Here is a 13,758-nt window from a genome sequence, read left to right on the forward strand (position 1 = left end):
CGGGATGCATCGCCACGCACCCTTTTCCCATCACCCCAGACAGGTCGCGTTGATGCTGCAGTACGGGCAAAAAACTTTTCTGATCGTCGACGACTTCACCGATTTCCGCACCTCGACCCGGTCCATGTTGCGTGAGTTGGGCGTGCGTGACGTCGATACCGCCGACAGCGGCGAACAGGCGCTGCGCATGTGTGGGCAGAAGCGCTACGACTTCATCCTCCAGGATTTCCACCTTGGCGATGGCAAGAAGAATGGCCAGCAGGTGCTGGAGGACCTGATTCTCGACAAGCTGATCAGCCATGAATGCGTGTTCATCATGGTCACGGCCGAGAGCAGCCAGTCGATCGTGCTCAGCACCCTGGAACACGAGCCCGACGCCTACCTGACCAAGCCCTTCAACCGCGTCGGCCTGGCCCAGCGCCTGGAGAAGCTGACGCAGCGCAAGACCTTGCTCAAGCCGATCCTCCAGGCCCTGGATCGTGGTCGCCCGGCCGAGGTGCTGGCGGCCTGTGCCGAACTGTGCAAGCAGGACCCGCGCTTCGCGCCGCTGTGCCTGCGCTATCGGGCCGATGCGCTGCGCGACCTCAATCGTTTCGACGAGCTGGAGAAGTTCCTCAAGTCGATCCTCGCCAGCCGCCCACAGCCTTGGGTGTATTCGGCGCTGGGCAACCTGTTGCACAAGCGGGGCCAGCACGACCAGGCACAGGGCGTGTACGAGCAGGCGCTGAAAGCCTTCCCGATCATGCCGGCGCTGTACGATGGCATGGCCGAAGTGCTGGTGGCCCAGGGCGAAACCAAGCGTGCGCAGAACATGCTCGAGGAAGCCGTACGCCTGTCGCCGCTGGCGGTGCGCCGCCAGGCGGCGCTGGGCAAGCTGGCGTTGGACAACGAAGATTTCGAGAGTGCCTCCAAGGCCTACCGCCACGCGGTGAACCAGGGGCAGAGCTCGCGCTACAAGGATGCCGAGAGCAACCTCGGCCTGGTCCAGGCGCTGATGAACAAGAACGCGGGCTTCGGCCTGGACGCGCGCACCCGGGTAGAGATCAACACCGTGCTCGGTGAAGTGGCCAAGGAAAACGTCGAGGATCAGGGCCTGCAGGTGCGCGCGCGCTTGATGAAGGCGGCCAGCCTGCAGCAGGCCGGCGACGCCGAGACGGCTGCCAAGCTCACCGAGCAAGCCATGCAGCGCCTGGACAAGATGGAGCAGTTCTTCTCCGTCGAGGCGGCGCTGACCGTGGCCAAGCAGTTGCAGGCGTTGGGCCAGGAGTCGGCCGGTGGCGCGATTCTCAAGGGGTGCGTGGAAACCTACGGTGACGATCCCAAGGTCATGCAGAGCGTGGCCAAGCTGACCGACGACCCAACGGTGCTCGGCGCCGTCACCGAGGCTGTCGACCTCAACCGCCAAGGCGTGCGCAGCTACCAGGGCGGGCAGCTCAACGAAGCGCTGGGGATGTTCCGCAAGGCGTTGGCCCTGCAGCCCAAGAACATCAGCATCGCGCTCAACACCGCCCAAGCGCTGCTGCGTATCGGCGGTGAATCGCCTTCTGCCGAGCTCATGCAGGAGTGCCGGGCCTGTCTGCAAAGTGTCGCCGGGATTCCGACCAGCGACAGCCGCCATGATCGTTATCGCAAGTTGCACATCCGGGTGTTCGGCGCATGAGCCAGGTAGACCAGGGGCTGGACTTTTCCACGGTGATCGCCTCCACCGTGCACGACCTGAAAAACTCCCTGTCGGCGTTGATCCAGGCCCACGACCAGTTCCTCGCGCGGCTGCCCGAAGGGCTGCGCCAGGGCAGCGAGCAGGGCGTGATCGAGCACGAATTCCGTCACCTCAACGGCATGTTGGTGCAGATGCTGGGCCTGTACAAACTGGGCGTGAACCAGCTGCCGCTGTGCCCGGACTACCACGAACTGGAAGACTTCATCGAGGCCCAGCTGGCTGGGCACCAGGAGGTGCTGGAGCACCGCGATATCCTCGCCACCTGGCGCATCGACACGGAGAACCCGCTGGGCTTCTTCGACCGCGAGCTGGTCGCCTCGGTGGTGGCCAACGTGCTGACCAACGCCATCCGCTACGCCGGCCACGCCCTGTTGATCGGCATCGAGGAGCTGGACGAGCAACTGGTGATCAGCGTCAACGACGACGGACCGGGTTATCCACAGCGCATGCTCGAACGCCAGCAGGACTACGTGCAGGGCATCGACGCGCAGAGCGGCAGCACCGGCCTGGGACTGTACTTCGCGGCACGGATCGCCGCCCTGCACGAGCGCGATGGTGTGCATGGGCGGATCGAGATCAGCAATGGTGGGGCGTTGGGTGGGGGGCTGTTCCGCTTGTATTTGCCGTGAGGAATAGCAGCGCGTGTTTGGCTGCTTCCCAAGGTGGTGATGAGCCTGTGGATAGGTCAGTTTGGAATGCAGGCTCCAATAAACGGTAAGCTACACGCTGTCATGATCTCCTTGGTAAACCTCATGCCGCCCCAACCCTCTCTCATCCGCGAAACCTTCCCCGTCGGCCCGCTGCAATGCAATTGCACCCTGATCGGCGACCCAGTCAGCAAGAAGGCCATCGTCGTCGACCCGGGCGGTGACCCGGAGAAGATCCTCGCCCGCCTGCAGGCCCATGGCCTGACCCTGGTGAGCATCATCCACACCCATGCCCATTTCGACCATTTCCTCGCGTCCGGCAAGCTCAAGGAGCTGACCGGTGCTACCTTGCACCTGCACAAGGACGACCAGCCGCTGTGGGACAACCTGGAAATGCAATGCCAGATGTTCGGCGTGCCCTATACCCCGGTGCCGGCACCCGACCGCTGGTTAGGTGACGATGAAGCGTTGGCGTGTGGCTGCGGGGTGGCCCTGCACACGCCGGGGCACACCCCAGGCTCGATGAGTTTCTGGTTCGCCGACGCCAAGCTGCTGATCGCTGGCGACACCCTGTTCCGTCGCGGTATCGGCCGCACCGACCTGTGGGGTGGCGATCAGCGCGCCATCGTGCGCTCGATCAAGGAGCGTCTGTACCGCCTGGATGAAGACGCCATCGTGGTGACTGGCCATGGTGCGGACACGCGTCTGGGTGACGAGATGCGCGAGAACCCGTTCGTGCGGGCATAGGGCTAGGGTATCTGCTGGCACAATGGAATTTTTTTGCCGTCGCACGATCCAACCCTGGCGATGATCCGTTCGCGATCCGCCGCACTTATGAATTTCAGTAGGAGCTTGTCCATGTTCACCATGCGTCGTCTGATTATCGTCGCAACCACCGCGGCCCTGATGGCCGGTTGTGCCGGGCAGAACCCATACGATTCCCAAGGCTCCTCCGGCATGAGCAAGACCGCCAAGTATGGTGGCCTGGGTGCCCTGGCAGGTGCCGTAGCAGGTGCCGCCATCGACCACAACAACCGTGGCAAGGGTGCGCTGATCGGCGCCGCCGCGGTGGGCGCGGCCGCCGCCGGTTATGGTTACTACGCCGACAAGCAGGAAGCCGCGCTGCGTGCGCAGATGGCCAATACTGGCGTCGAAGTGCAGCGTCAAGGTGACCAGATCAAGCTGATCATGCCGGGCAACATCACCTTTGCCACCGACTCGGCCAACATCGCGCCGAGCTTCTACACCCCCCTGAACAACCTGGCCAACTCGTTCAAGCAGTTCAACCAGAACACCATCGAAGTGGTCGGCTTCACCGACAGCACCGGTAGCCGCCAGCACAACATGGACCTGTCCCAGCGCCGTGCGCAGGCGGTCAGCACCTACCTCACTTCCCAGGGCGTCGATGGCTCGCGAGTGACCGTCCGTGGCATGGGCCCGGACCAGCCGATCGCGAGCAACGCCGATGCCAACGGCCGTGCGCAGAACCGCCGCGTCGAGGTCAACCTGAAGCCGATCCCTGGTCAGCAGTATGACCAGCAGGGCACCGTGCAGCAGTATCCCTGACCTGACCTGACCTGACCTGACCCCCGGCCTGGCCGGATCTGACCTGTAGGAGCGGCACAAGGCCGCTCCTACAGGGTGATGCGCAGGGGGGAAGGGCGCGCGCTCAGTCGGCGACGCTGGCCTGGATCGCCGTCAGGGCGATGGTGTGCACGATATCGTCGACCTGTGCCCCGCGCGGCAGGTCGTTCACCGGCTTGCGCAGGCCCTGCAGCATCGGCCCCAGGCTGACCCCTTCGGTACTGCGTTGCACGGCCTTGTGCGTGGTGTTGCCGGTGTTCAGGTCAGGGAACACGAATACCGTGGCCTGCCCGGCTACCGGGCTTTGCAGCGCCAGCTGGCGAGCCACCTGCGGGTTAGCCGCAGCGTCGTATTGCAGAGGGCCGTCGATCAGCAGTGGCTGTTGGCCCTGTTGCGCCAGGCGCGTGGCCTCGCGCACCTTCTCCACCTCCTCGTCGCTCGCCGAATCGTGCGAATAGCTGATCATCGCCACGCGTGGAGCGATCCCGAAGGCCTGCGCCGATTCGGCGCTCTGCCGGGCGATTTCCGCCAGCTCGGCGGCGCTCGGGTGAGGGTTCATCACGCAGTCGCCGTACACCAGCACCTGCTCGGGGAACAGCATGAAATAGACCGATGACACCAGGCTGCTGCCCGGTGCGGTCTTGATCAGCTGCAGCGCCGGACGGATGGTGTTGGCAGTGGAGTGGACCAGGCCCGAGACCAGGCCGTCGACTTCGTCGAGGGCCAGCATCATGGTGCCGATCACCACCGGGTCCTCGAGCTGCTGTTCGGCCATCGGGGCGTTCAGGTTCTTGCTCCTGCGCAGCTCGACCATGGGCTCGACATAACGGCCACGAATGCGCTCGGGGTCGAGGATCTCCAGGTCGGGCGGCAAGCTGATGCCCTGGGCCCGGGCCACGGCCTCGACTTGCTCGGGTTTGGCCAACAGCACGCAGCGGGCGATGCCGCGTGCCTGGCAGATGGCGGCGGCTTGCACCAGCAGTGGCTCGGCCCCCTCGGGCAGGACGATGCGCTTGTTGGCCTGCTGCGCGCGCTGGATCAACTGGTAGCGGAACACTGCCGGCGACAGGCGCGGTTCGCGTGGCGTGCCACAACGCTGATGGAGCCAGGCGGCGTCGAGGTGGCTGGCGACGAAGTCAGTGATGAATTCGGCGCGTTCACGATCGTCCACCGGGATCTCGCGATTGAGCGAATTGAGCTGGTTGGCGGTGTCGTACGAGCCGGTGCTCACCGACAGAATCGGCAGGCCGGCCTGCAGCGCGCCCCGGCACAGTTCGAGAATCCGGCTGTCAGGCTTGCTGTCGCTGGTGAGCAGCAGACCGGCCAGGGGCACCCCGTTGATCGCCGCCAGGCTCACGGCGAGGATGATGTCGTCGCGATCGCCCGGGGTCACCACCAGGGTGCCGGGGGTCAGCAGCGGCACGGTATTGGCCACGGTGCGCGCGCAGATGATGATCTTGTTCATGCGCCGTTGCTCGTAGTCGCCGGCGTTGAGCACCTGGGCGCCGAGCAGTTCGGCCACATCGCGGGTGCGCGGGGCGTTCAGCTCGGCCTGGTAAGGGATGCAGCCGAGCAGGCGGAAATCGTTGCCGCGCAGCAGGGGCGAGTGCTCGCGCAGGCGCGTGGCGAAGTCTGCCATGCTTTCGTCGGTACGGACCTTGTTCAGCACCACGCCGAGCACCTTCGGGTCGCGCGGCCCGCCGAACAGCTGGGCCTGCAGTTCGACGCGGCCGGAGAGTTCGCTGAGCACCTCGTTTTCCGGTGCCGAGACCAGAATCACCTCGGCATCCAGGCTCTTGGCCAGGTGCAGGTTGACCCGCGCGGCATAGCTGGCGTGGCGGGTTGGCACCATACCTTCGACCACCACCACGTCGTTGCCCACGCAGGCCTGCTGGTAGAGGCGGATGATTGCCTCGAGCAACTCGTCGAGCTGGCCGTCGCCGAGCATGCGCTCGACCTGGGCCAGGCTCAACGGCAGTGGTGGGTTGATACCGTGGGTTCGCGCCACCAGCTCGGTGGAGCGCTCGGGCCCGGTGTCGCCAGGGTGAGGCTGGGCGATCGGTTTGAAGAAACCGACCTTCAGGCCGGCCCGCTCGAGGGTGCGGACCAGGCCGAGGCTGATCGACGTCAGGCCGACACCGAAGTCGGTCGGCGCAATGAAAAATGTCTGCATGCGTGCTTCTCGAAATAAGCGGTGCAAGGGGTCAACGGCCAAGGGTAGCGCTATCGGTCGCCTGTGCGCACCAACCACAGGCAAATGGCTGGCCAATGCGCTGCGCCCGTTGCTCGGCGTCGAGCACCCACGGGCGCGCCTGCCACGGCGGCTGGTGGCGCAGGTGCTGGGTATGGCCGCAGGTCAGCTCGACCACCCAGTGGCCGTCTTCGTCCTGGTGAAAGCCTTCGATCCGACTGATGGGCCGTTGCTCGTCCGAGGTGCGTTCGCAATCGGGCGATGCCTTGGTTACACTTGTCCGTTCTACATTCTTTTGCAAAAGGTCTTGCCCCATGCTGATCGCCGCCAACAAGGCAGTCTCCATCGACTATACCCTGACCAACGACGCCGGGGAGACCATCGACAGCTCCGCCGGCGGTGCGCCGCTGGTTTACCTGCACGGTGCCGCCAACATCATTCCGGGCCTGGAAAAAGCCCTGGAAGGCAAGCAGGCCGGTGACGAACTGGACGTCGCCATCGAGCCGGAAGACGCCTACGGCGAATACCTGGCCGAGCTGGTCAGCACCCTGAACCGCAGCCTGTTCGAAGGCGTCGACCAACTGGAAGTCGGCATGCAGTTCCACGCCTCGGCGCCAGATGGCCAGATGCAAATCGTGACCATTCGCGACATCGACGGCGACGACGTCACCGTCGACGGCAACCACCCACTGGCCGGCCAGCGCCTGAACTTCAAGGTCAAGGTGGTCGACGTTCGTGACGCCAGCGAAGAAGAAATCGCGCACCGTCACGTCCATGGTGAAGGTGGCCATCACCACTGATTTTTCTGCGCTAAGCTCAGAAAGTCGCCAAGGCGCTCGGGCAAGCCGACCTGCCTTCCCTATGGGAGGTGGATGGTTTGAACGGGCGCCTTTTTAGTGGGCGGATTTTGCCCCGCGGTCTATGGGAACCTGAGAGGGGAACACAACATGAGTGCATTTCACGACCTGACGTTGAAGGCGCTGAACGGCGAGGATCTGCCCCTCGCACCGTTCAAGGGCCAGGTGGTGCTGGTGGTCAATGTCGCCTCCAAGTGCGGGCTGACGCCGCAATACAAAGCCCTGGAGAACCTCTACCAGCTGTACAGGGAAAAGGGCTTCAAGGTGCTCGGCCTGCCGTGCAACCAGTTCGCCGCGCAGGAGCCGGGCAGCGAGAAGGAAATCCGCGAGTTCTGCGACCTCAACTACGGGGTGAGCTTCCCGCTGGGCGGCAAGCTCGAGGTCAACGGCCCGCAACGCCATTCGTTGTACCGCCTGCTGGCAGGCGAAGGCGCCGAGTTCCCGGGGGACATCAGCTGGAACTTCGAGAAATTCCTGGTCGGCAAGGATGGCCGTGTACTGGCGCGTTTCGCCCCGCGTACCACGCCCGATGACCCGGCCGTAGTGCAGGCCATCGAGAAAGCGCTGGGCTGACCCACCCGGGCTGCCTGGCAGCCCGCTCTTCCTTATCCCTGGCCAGCGCGGCCCGCCGATCCTGGCTTGATCGCCAGCGCCGCGTCGGCAGGTTGGCCGATGTTCGCGCCTGCTGCATGGCAGGCATCGCGCAGGTGGACCTCGAACTGTTCGACGATGGCCGGCCAACCCTGGCGGCTGGCGTGCTGCCGGGCGTTGAGGCGAACCCGGCGCAAGGTCTCGGATTCTTCCAGCAACCAGCAGGCGGCGTCGATGAAGCCCGCCTGGTCGCCCGGCATGGCCAGCGCACCGCTGTGGCCATGGCGGATATGCTGGGCGGCGGCGGCCTCGTCGTAGGCGACCACGGCGAGCCCAGATGCCATGGCTTCGAGGACCACGTTGCCGAAGGTCTCGGTCAGGCTCGGGAACAGGAACAGGTCGCCGCTGGCGTAGTGTTCGGCAAGGTCCTCACCGCGTCGGGCGCCGCAGAACAGCGCTTGCGGCAGTTGCTGTTCGAGGGCGCTGCGCTGCGGCCCATCGCCGACCACCACCAGGCGCAGGCGTTTGCCTGGGTAGGCGTTGTGCAGGGCGCTCATGGTCGGGTGCAGCAAACCGAGATTTTTTTCCGCCGCCAGCCGGCCGACTTGCATCACGGCAATGTCGTCCGGGCCTAGCCCCCAAGCCTGACGCAAGGCCTGGCTGCGCCGGGCCGGGTTGAACAGGCAGGCATCCACGCCGCGTGCCAGCAGGGCCAGGCGTTCGAAGCCGCGGCGTTCCAGCTCCAGGCGTTGGCTCTGGCTGGGGACCAGGGTGGCCACGGTGCGCCGATGGAACCAACGCAGGTAATGGGTCAGCAGGCGCGCCAGCAGGCCCAGCCCATACTGGCCGCAATACTGCGGGAAATTGGTGTGGAAGCCGCTGACCACGGCGATGCCCAGACGCCTGGCGGCGCGTAGTGCGCTCAGCCCCAGCGGGCCCTCGGTGGCGATGTACAGCACGTCCGGGCGTTGCCGACGCCAGCGGCGCAACAGCTTGTGCATCGATACCTCGCCCCACTGCAAGCCGGGATAGCCCGGCAGTGCCCAGCCGCGGCACAACATCATCTGCGGGTCGTCATGCACCGGTGTTTCACCGGGCTGGCGCGGGCGCACGATTTCCACCAGGTGTCCACGCAGGCGCAAGCCATCGCCGAGGCGGCCAAGGGTGTTGGCCACGCCGTTGATCTCGGGTGGGAAGGTTTCGCTGACCAAGGTGATGCGTAGGGCGGGTGTATTCATGATAAAAAGTTTCCGCCTGCCGCGTTGCGCGAATGTGACGGATATGTGACGTGCTGGTGACGCCTGATTTCCGGCGCTCCCGGGCCTGTGATAATTCCTGCTGGCGTGCTCAAGCGGCCTGCTGCACGGCCGATGACCTTGCATCCGAATTCGTTGATGCGCTCCGGGAGAGCGAGAATGTTCAACAGCAAGCTCAAGCAAGAAAACCAGCAACTGCGTGAAGAACTGATGGCCATCGAGCAGGTCAAGAGCAGCCTCGACAGCGAGATGCTGGTGCTGCAACTCGACCCCCAAGGGCGCATCGAGCAGGTCAACGGAAACTTCGAGACTGAGATGCTCTATCGCGCCGAGCAACTGCTTGGGCGCAACATCGAGGATATCGTGCCGGCGCATGTGAAGAAGCTCGACTTCTACCAGCGCATGAAAAGCGCTATCGCCCGTGGCGAACACCTCAATGGCGCCTTTCGCCTGCTGCGCGGCAACGGCAAGGAGGCCTGGCTGCGCTCGATCCTGCAGCCGGTCAAGACTGCGGATGGGCGTATTCGGCACTTTTCGCTGCACTCCAGCGACCTGACCCGCACCATCGAGACCTCGCGCGAGCACGAAAGCCTGATCAAGGCCCTGATGCGTTCCACTGCGGTCATCGAGTTCGACCTCGAGGGCACGGTGCTCACGGCCAATGATCGCTTCCTGGAGGCGGTCGGCTACCGCCTGGAGCAGATACGTGGCAAGCACCATCGTTTCTTCTGCGACCCGCAGGAAGCCAATTCCGCGGGCTATCAGGCGTTCTGGGACAAGCTGCGTCGCGGCGAATACGTGGCCGACCGCTTCAAGCGGGTCGATGCCCATGGCAACACGGTTTGGCTCGAAGCGTCCTACAACCCGATCTTGGATGCTCACGACGTGCTGTACAAAGTGGTCAAGTTCGCCACGGTCATCACTGGCCAGGTGGACCAGGAGCGGGCGGTGGCCGAGGCTGCGGATATTGCCTACACCACGTCGCTGGATACCGATGCCAGCGCACGCCGGGCCACTGAGGTGGTGACCCAGACGGTCGAGGTGATGCGCGGCCTGGAAGGCTCGATGCAGGAGGCCGCGAGCGGTATCCAGGCGCTGGACCAGCAGTCCAAGGTGATTGGTGCGATCATCAAGACCATCAGCGATATCGCCGGGCAGACCAACCTGTTGGCGCTCAACGCGGCCATCGAGGCGGCGCGAGCCGGTGAGCAGGGCCGCGGTTTCGCCGTGGTCGCCGACGAAGTGCGCCAGCTGGCCTCGCGCACCAGCAGCGCCACCGAGGAGATCGCCAGGGTGGTGCAGCAGAACGAACAGTTGGCCCAGGCGGCGGTGGGTATCATCGACACCAGCAAGCGCCAGGCCGAGCAGGGGCTCGCATTGGCAGCCGATACCGGCGGGGTGATCGTCGAGATCCAGGAGGGGGCGAAGAAGGTGGTGGATGCGGTGGGGCAGTTTTCCAGCCAGCTCAGCCACTGAAACAGGCCGGTAACTCGCCAGATGAAAGGGCCCGCCTAGCGGGCCCCGTGCATCGAGGCAAGAATCAGCCTTTGGCTTCTGTTTCCTTGATGTGCTCGTACACGATCGCCATCACTTCGTTGACCAGGTCTACCGCGATATCCACGCGCAGCTCCTCAGGCATCGTGTGCTGGATGGAGTAGAAACCACCGCCGGTGCCGACCTTGATCGTGGTGGCATCGCTGTTCACCACCGCCTCGGTCAGCATCTGTACCAGCGATTTGCTGAAGATCACCACGCCGCCCGCAGCCGCCGAGTAGTAGATCTGATCATAAGGGTGGGTGACGCCCTTGAATTCCAGGGTTTCGCGCAACCGCCATTTCACGCGATGCTCGGCAACCTTGAAGCCTTGCTGATGCTCGGGGATGCCGGCCAGCTCGATGAAGTCTTTCGATTTGACGTCGTAGAATTCCATGATCGATCTCCAGTAAAGGCCGCGGTATTGCGGCCAGGAGAGATTGAAACCCACGGGGTGGTGCGGTTTGCGGTAGCCGGGTACTACGTGCGCTCGCGTACCCAGAACAGCGTGGCGCCCGCCACCGCGGCTGGCATCATCACCACGTTCACCAGCGGGATCATCAGCGCCAGGTAGGTGATGCCGCCAAAGCCCAGCGACTGCCAGCGCTTCTGCCGCAGCCAGGCGAGCATGTCCTGCCAGCTCATCTTGTTGTTGTCCGCCGGGTAGTCGATGTACTGGATGGCCATCATCCAGATGCCGAACACCAGCCACAACGGTGCCGCCACCACGTTGACCACAGGGATGAACGACAGGATGAACAGGCCAATGGCCCGCGGCAGGAAATAGCCGAGCTTGCGCATCTCGCGGCCCAGGGTGCGCGGCACCATGGCGACCAGTTCACCCCAACTGAAGGCCGGGAAGGGGTCTGTGCCGCGCACCACCACTTCGACCTTTTCCGCCAGAAAGCCGTTGAACGGCGCGGCGATGACGTTGGCCACCAGGGTGAAGGTGAAGAACACCATCAGCACCACCAGGGCGACGAACAGTGGCCACAGGATGTAGGTCAGAAAGCCCAGCCAGTCGGGCAGGGTCGGCATCAAGCTGTCGACCCACAGGCTGAACTGGTGACCGGCGAAGTAGATCAGGCCGCCGAACAGCAGCAGGTTGATCGCCAGGGGCAGCAGCACGAACAGCCGCAGGTTGGGGCTCAACACCAGTTTCAGGCCTTCGCGCAGGTACTGCGGGCCGGAGAGGGCGGGGGCTTGCATCGGGACACTCCGCAAAACGAGAGGAAACGCGCTGACCTTACCGAGTTTGCCGCGCCGACGAAAGGTGACTGCCCATGAAGACATCGCCTGTAACAAACCTGGAAGGTTTTTGCGCCAGGCTGGGGCATCGGATAGAGGATGGCTATGAGGTGGATTGTCGGAGGATATTTCCTTAATCTCTGCGACCTCGTTAAAGTGCGCTCATATTTTTGCTTTTGGACCGACGCGTTGTAGCCTTCCCCAAGTGCTGCGAAGGTCCTTTTTAATACCAGCAGGCGCAGCCGGCACCCGATGCCGGCCTTGCGCCGCCGGCTCGACAGGAGTTCGACATGTCCGAAGTACGTCATTCGCGGGTAATCATCCTCGGTTCCGGCCCTGCCGGTTACAGCGCCGCGGTCTATGCCGCCCGCGCCAACCTCAAGCCGCTGCTGATCACCGGCATGCAGGCCGGCGGCCAGCTGACCACCACTACCGAAGTCGACAACTGGCCGGGCGACCCCCACGGCCTGACCGGCCCAGCCCTGATGCAGCGCATGCAGGAACACGCCGAGCGCTTCGAGACCGAAATCGTCTTCGACCACATCAACGCCGTCGACCTGGCCAACAAGCCGTTCACCCTGCAGGGCGACAGCGGCCGCTACACTTGCGACGCGCTGATCGTCGCCACCGGCGCCAGCGCCCGCTACCTGGGCCTGCCGTCCGAGGAAGCGTTCATGGGCAAGGGCGTTTCGGCCTGCGCCACCTGCGACGGTTTCTTCTACCGCAACAAGCCGGTCGCCGTGGTCGGTGGCGGTAATACCGCCGTGGAAGAGGCCCTGTACCTGGCCAACCTCGCCAGCAAAGTGACCCTGGTGCACCGCCGCGATACCTTCCGCGCCGAGAAGATCCTGGTCGACAAGCTGCATGCCCGCGTTGCCGAAGGCAAGATCGAACTCAAGCTCAATGCCACCCTGGACGAAGTGCTGGGTGACAACATGGGCGTGACCGGTGCGCGCCTGAAGAACAACGACGGCAGCAGCGACGAAATCAAGGTCGACGGCGTGTTCATCGCCATTGGCCACACTCCGAACACCTCGCTGTTCGAAGGCCAGCTGACCCTCAAGGACGGCTACCTGGTGGTTCAGGGCGGCCGTGAAGGCAATGCCACCGCTACCAATGTCGAGGGCGTGTTCGCCGCTGGCGACGTGGCCGACCACGTCTACCGCCAGGCCATCACCTCGGCCGGCGCCGGTTGCATGGCGGCGCTGGACGTCGAGCGCTATCTGGACGGCCTGGCCAACGCCTCGTTCTGATCGCCCTGAAAAAAACCGGCCCCTACTGGGGCCGGTTTTTTTGTGCCTGTGATTTGGCCTGGATCTCTATTGGCGTAGGTGAGGGTGCCCTCGGCTCCCTGAACACGATGGGTGGATGGCACCGGCGCTGCCGGTGTTCGCGGGTAAACCCGCTCCCACAGGTACAGCGCTTTTTTCGAAATCGACAAAGGGCCTGTAGGAGCGGGTTTACCCGCGAATAGGCCGGGGAGGGCACCCTCGAATTCAGTCGTGGAACAACGGCGTCACAAACTCAAGCGCATGGAAAGATCCACGGCCTTGACGTCCTTGGTCATCGCCCCGATCGAGATGTAGTCGACGCCCGTCTCGGCAATCACCCGCAGGGTGCTTTCATTGACCCCGCCGCTGGCCTCCAGCTTGGCCTTGCCGGCATTGATGCGTACCGCTTCACGCATTTCATCCAGGCTCAGCTCGTCGAGCATCACGATGTCGGCGCCGGCTTCCAGCGCCTGGCGCAGTTCGTCGAGGCTTTCCACTTCGATTTCCACCGGCTTGCCCGGCGCGATGCGGTGCGCAGCGGCGACGGCCTCGGCCACGCCGCCGCAGGCGGCGATGTGGTTTTCCTTGATCAGGAAGGCGTCGTACAGGCCGATGCGGTGGTTGTGGCAGCCGCCGCAGGTGACTGCGTACTTCTGCGCCAGGCGCAGCCCCGGCAGAGTCTTGCGGGTGTCGAGCAGGCGTACCTGGGTGCCGGCGACCAGCCCGGCGAGGAAGTGTGCGCGGGTGGCGACGCCCGAGAGCATCTGCAAGAAGTTCAGCGCCGCGGGGGGGGGGGGGGGGGGGGGGGGGCGCGGGCGCGCCGGGGGGGGGGGGGGGGGGCGGGGCGGCGCGGGGGGGGG

At 64.5% G+C, this 13,758-nt stretch carries 12 protein-coding genes and 3 pseudogenes; 9 read left to right on the forward strand and 6 right to left on the reverse strand.

Annotated elements, in window-relative coordinates; genetic code table 11:
* The first annotated feature begins 52 nt into the window (after positions 1–52).
* From IAE37_RS14140 to IAE37_RS14155, 4 genes are all read left to right on the forward strand, one after another.
* Positions 53–1,660: a tetratricopeptide repeat-containing response regulator gene (locus IAE37_RS14140; protein ID WP_201174574.1), complete on the forward strand. Its 1,608-nt coding sequence runs from the start codon at positions 53–55 to the stop codon at positions 1,658–1,660.
* Complete coding sequence (locus tag IAE37_RS14145) at positions 1,657–2,349, forward strand: sensor histidine kinase (RefSeq protein WP_201174576.1); 693 nt, start codon at positions 1,657–1,659, stop codon at positions 2,347–2,349. The genes IAE37_RS14140 and IAE37_RS14145 overlap by 4 nt, the downstream gene beginning before the upstream one ends.
* Before the next feature lie 123 nt (positions 2,350–2,472).
* Positions 2,473–3,114, forward strand: a complete 642-nt coding sequence (locus tag IAE37_RS14150; protein ID WP_201174578.1) for an MBL fold metallo-hydrolase — start codon at positions 2,473–2,475, stop codon at positions 3,112–3,114.
* A gap of 111 nt (positions 3,115–3,225) precedes the next feature.
* Positions 3,226–3,933, forward strand: coding sequence for an OmpA family protein (locus tag IAE37_RS14155; protein ID WP_201174580.1), 708 nt, complete (start codon positions 3,226–3,228; stop codon positions 3,931–3,933).
* A gap of 103 nt (positions 3,934–4,036) precedes the next feature.
* Here the strand turns inward: IAE37_RS14155 and pta are convergent, their stop codons facing one another.
* Positions 4,037–6,124: a phosphate acetyltransferase gene (gene pta, locus IAE37_RS14160; protein WP_201174582.1), complete on the reverse strand. Its 2,088-nt coding sequence runs from the start codon at positions 6,122–6,124 to the stop codon at positions 4,037–4,039.
* 31 nt (positions 6,125–6,155) lie between these two features.
* A complete protein-coding gene (locus IAE37_RS14165; protein WP_201174584.1) occupies positions 6,156–6,458 on the reverse strand; it encodes a DUF3565 domain-containing protein in 303 nt (100 codons plus the stop codon).
* On the opposite strand from IAE37_RS14165, the gene IAE37_RS14170 reads away from it, so the two are divergent.
* Together IAE37_RS14170 and IAE37_RS14175 are read left to right on the forward strand one after the other, a co-directional pair.
* Positions 6,457–6,942: an FKBP-type peptidyl-prolyl cis-trans isomerase gene (locus IAE37_RS14170; RefSeq protein WP_201174586.1), complete on the forward strand. Its 486-nt coding sequence runs from the start codon at positions 6,457–6,459 to the stop codon at positions 6,940–6,942. The genes IAE37_RS14165 and IAE37_RS14170 overlap by 2 nt on opposite strands.
* A gap of 147 nt (positions 6,943–7,089) precedes the next feature.
* Entirely contained in the window at positions 7,090–7,572 is a 483-nt protein-coding gene (locus tag IAE37_RS14175) for a glutathione peroxidase (RefSeq protein WP_201174588.1), read from the forward strand.
* A 32-nt stretch (positions 7,573–7,604) separates the two neighbouring features.
* On the opposite strand, the gene IAE37_RS14180 is transcribed toward IAE37_RS14175, so the two are convergent.
* Positions 7,605–8,828: a glycosyltransferase family 4 protein gene (locus IAE37_RS14180; RefSeq protein WP_201174589.1), complete on the reverse strand. Its 1,224-nt coding sequence runs from the start codon at positions 8,826–8,828 to the stop codon at positions 7,605–7,607.
* A gap of 267 nt (positions 8,829–9,095) precedes the next feature.
* Between IAE37_RS14180 and IAE37_RS29195 the strand changes: the two are divergent.
* Positions 9,096–9,779, forward strand: a pseudogene (locus IAE37_RS29195) (PAS domain-containing protein); the annotation flags it as partial.
* Between the two features lie 132 nt (positions 9,780–9,911).
* A pseudogene (locus IAE37_RS29200) lies at positions 9,912–10,322 on the forward strand (methyl-accepting chemotaxis protein); the annotation flags it as partial.
* Positions 10,323–10,386: 64 nt separating this feature from the next.
* On the opposite strand, the gene IAE37_RS14190 reads toward IAE37_RS29200, so the two are convergent.
* Positions 10,387–10,776, reverse strand: a complete 390-nt coding sequence (locus IAE37_RS14190) for a hypothetical protein (protein ID WP_201174591.1) — start codon at positions 10,774–10,776, stop codon at positions 10,387–10,389.
* An 83-nt stretch (positions 10,777–10,859) separates the two neighbouring features.
* Positions 10,860–11,588, reverse strand: coding sequence for a sulfate transporter CysZ (gene cysZ / locus IAE37_RS14195; RefSeq protein ID WP_201174592.1), 729 nt, complete (start codon positions 11,586–11,588; stop codon positions 10,860–10,862).
* A 329-nt stretch (positions 11,589–11,917) separates the two neighbouring features.
* On the opposite strand from cysZ, the gene trxB reads away from it, so the two are divergent.
* Positions 11,918–12,880, forward strand: a complete 963-nt coding sequence (gene trxB / locus IAE37_RS14200; protein ID WP_201174593.1) for a thioredoxin-disulfide reductase — start codon at positions 11,918–11,920, stop codon at positions 12,878–12,880.
* A 263-nt stretch (positions 12,881–13,143) separates the two neighbouring features.
* Here the strand turns inward: trxB and nadC are convergent.
* A pseudogene (nadC, locus tag IAE37_RS14205) lies at positions 13,144–13,683 on the reverse strand (carboxylating nicotinate-nucleotide diphosphorylase); the annotation flags it as partial.
* Positions 13,684–13,758 lie beyond the last annotated feature (75 nt).

It is taken from the genome of Pseudomonas sp. S31 (assembly GCF_016648105.1).
GTDB lineage: Bacteria > Pseudomonadota > Gammaproteobacteria > Pseudomonadales > Pseudomonadaceae > Aquipseudomonas.

Bases quoted from the DNA above. Each gene is read 5' to 3' on its own strand.
- IAE37_RS14140 (WP_201174574.1), top strand. From the start codon at position 53: ATGCTGCAGTACGGGCAAAAAACTTTTCTGATCGTCGACGACTTCACC.
- IAE37_RS14145 (WP_201174576.1), top strand. From the start codon at position 1,657: ATGAGCCAGGTAGACCAGGGGCTGGACTTTTCCACGGTGATCGCCTCC.
- IAE37_RS14150 (WP_201174578.1), top strand. From the start codon at position 2,473: ATGCCGCCCCAACCCTCTCTCATCCGCGAAACCTTCCCCGTCGGCCCG.
- IAE37_RS14155 (WP_201174580.1), top strand. From the start codon at position 3,226: ATGTTCACCATGCGTCGTCTGATTATCGTCGCAACCACCGCGGCCCTG.
- pta (WP_201174582.1), bottom strand. From the start codon at position 6,124: ATGCAGACATTTTTCATTGCGCCGACCGACTTCGGTGTCGGCCTGACG.
- IAE37_RS14170 (WP_201174586.1), top strand. From the start codon at position 6,457: ATGCTGATCGCCGCCAACAAGGCAGTCTCCATCGACTATACCCTGACC.
- IAE37_RS14165 (WP_201174584.1), bottom strand. From the start codon at position 6,458: ATGGGGCAAGACCTTTTGCAAAAGAATGTAGAACGGACAAGTGTAACC.
- IAE37_RS14175 (WP_201174588.1), top strand. From the start codon at position 7,090: ATGAGTGCATTTCACGACCTGACGTTGAAGGCGCTGAACGGCGAGGAT.
- IAE37_RS14180 (WP_201174589.1), bottom strand. From the start codon at position 8,828: ATGAATACACCCGCCCTACGCATCACCTTGGTCAGCGAAACCTTCCCA.
- IAE37_RS14190 (WP_201174591.1), bottom strand. From the start codon at position 10,776: ATGGAATTCTACGACGTCAAATCGAAAGACTTCATCGAGCTGGCCGGC.
- cysZ (WP_201174592.1), bottom strand. From the start codon at position 11,588: ATGCAAGCCCCCGCCCTCTCCGGCCCGCAGTACCTGCGCGAAGGCCTG.
- trxB (WP_201174593.1), top strand. From the start codon at position 11,918: ATGTCCGAAGTACGTCATTCGCGGGTAATCATCCTCGGTTCCGGCCCT.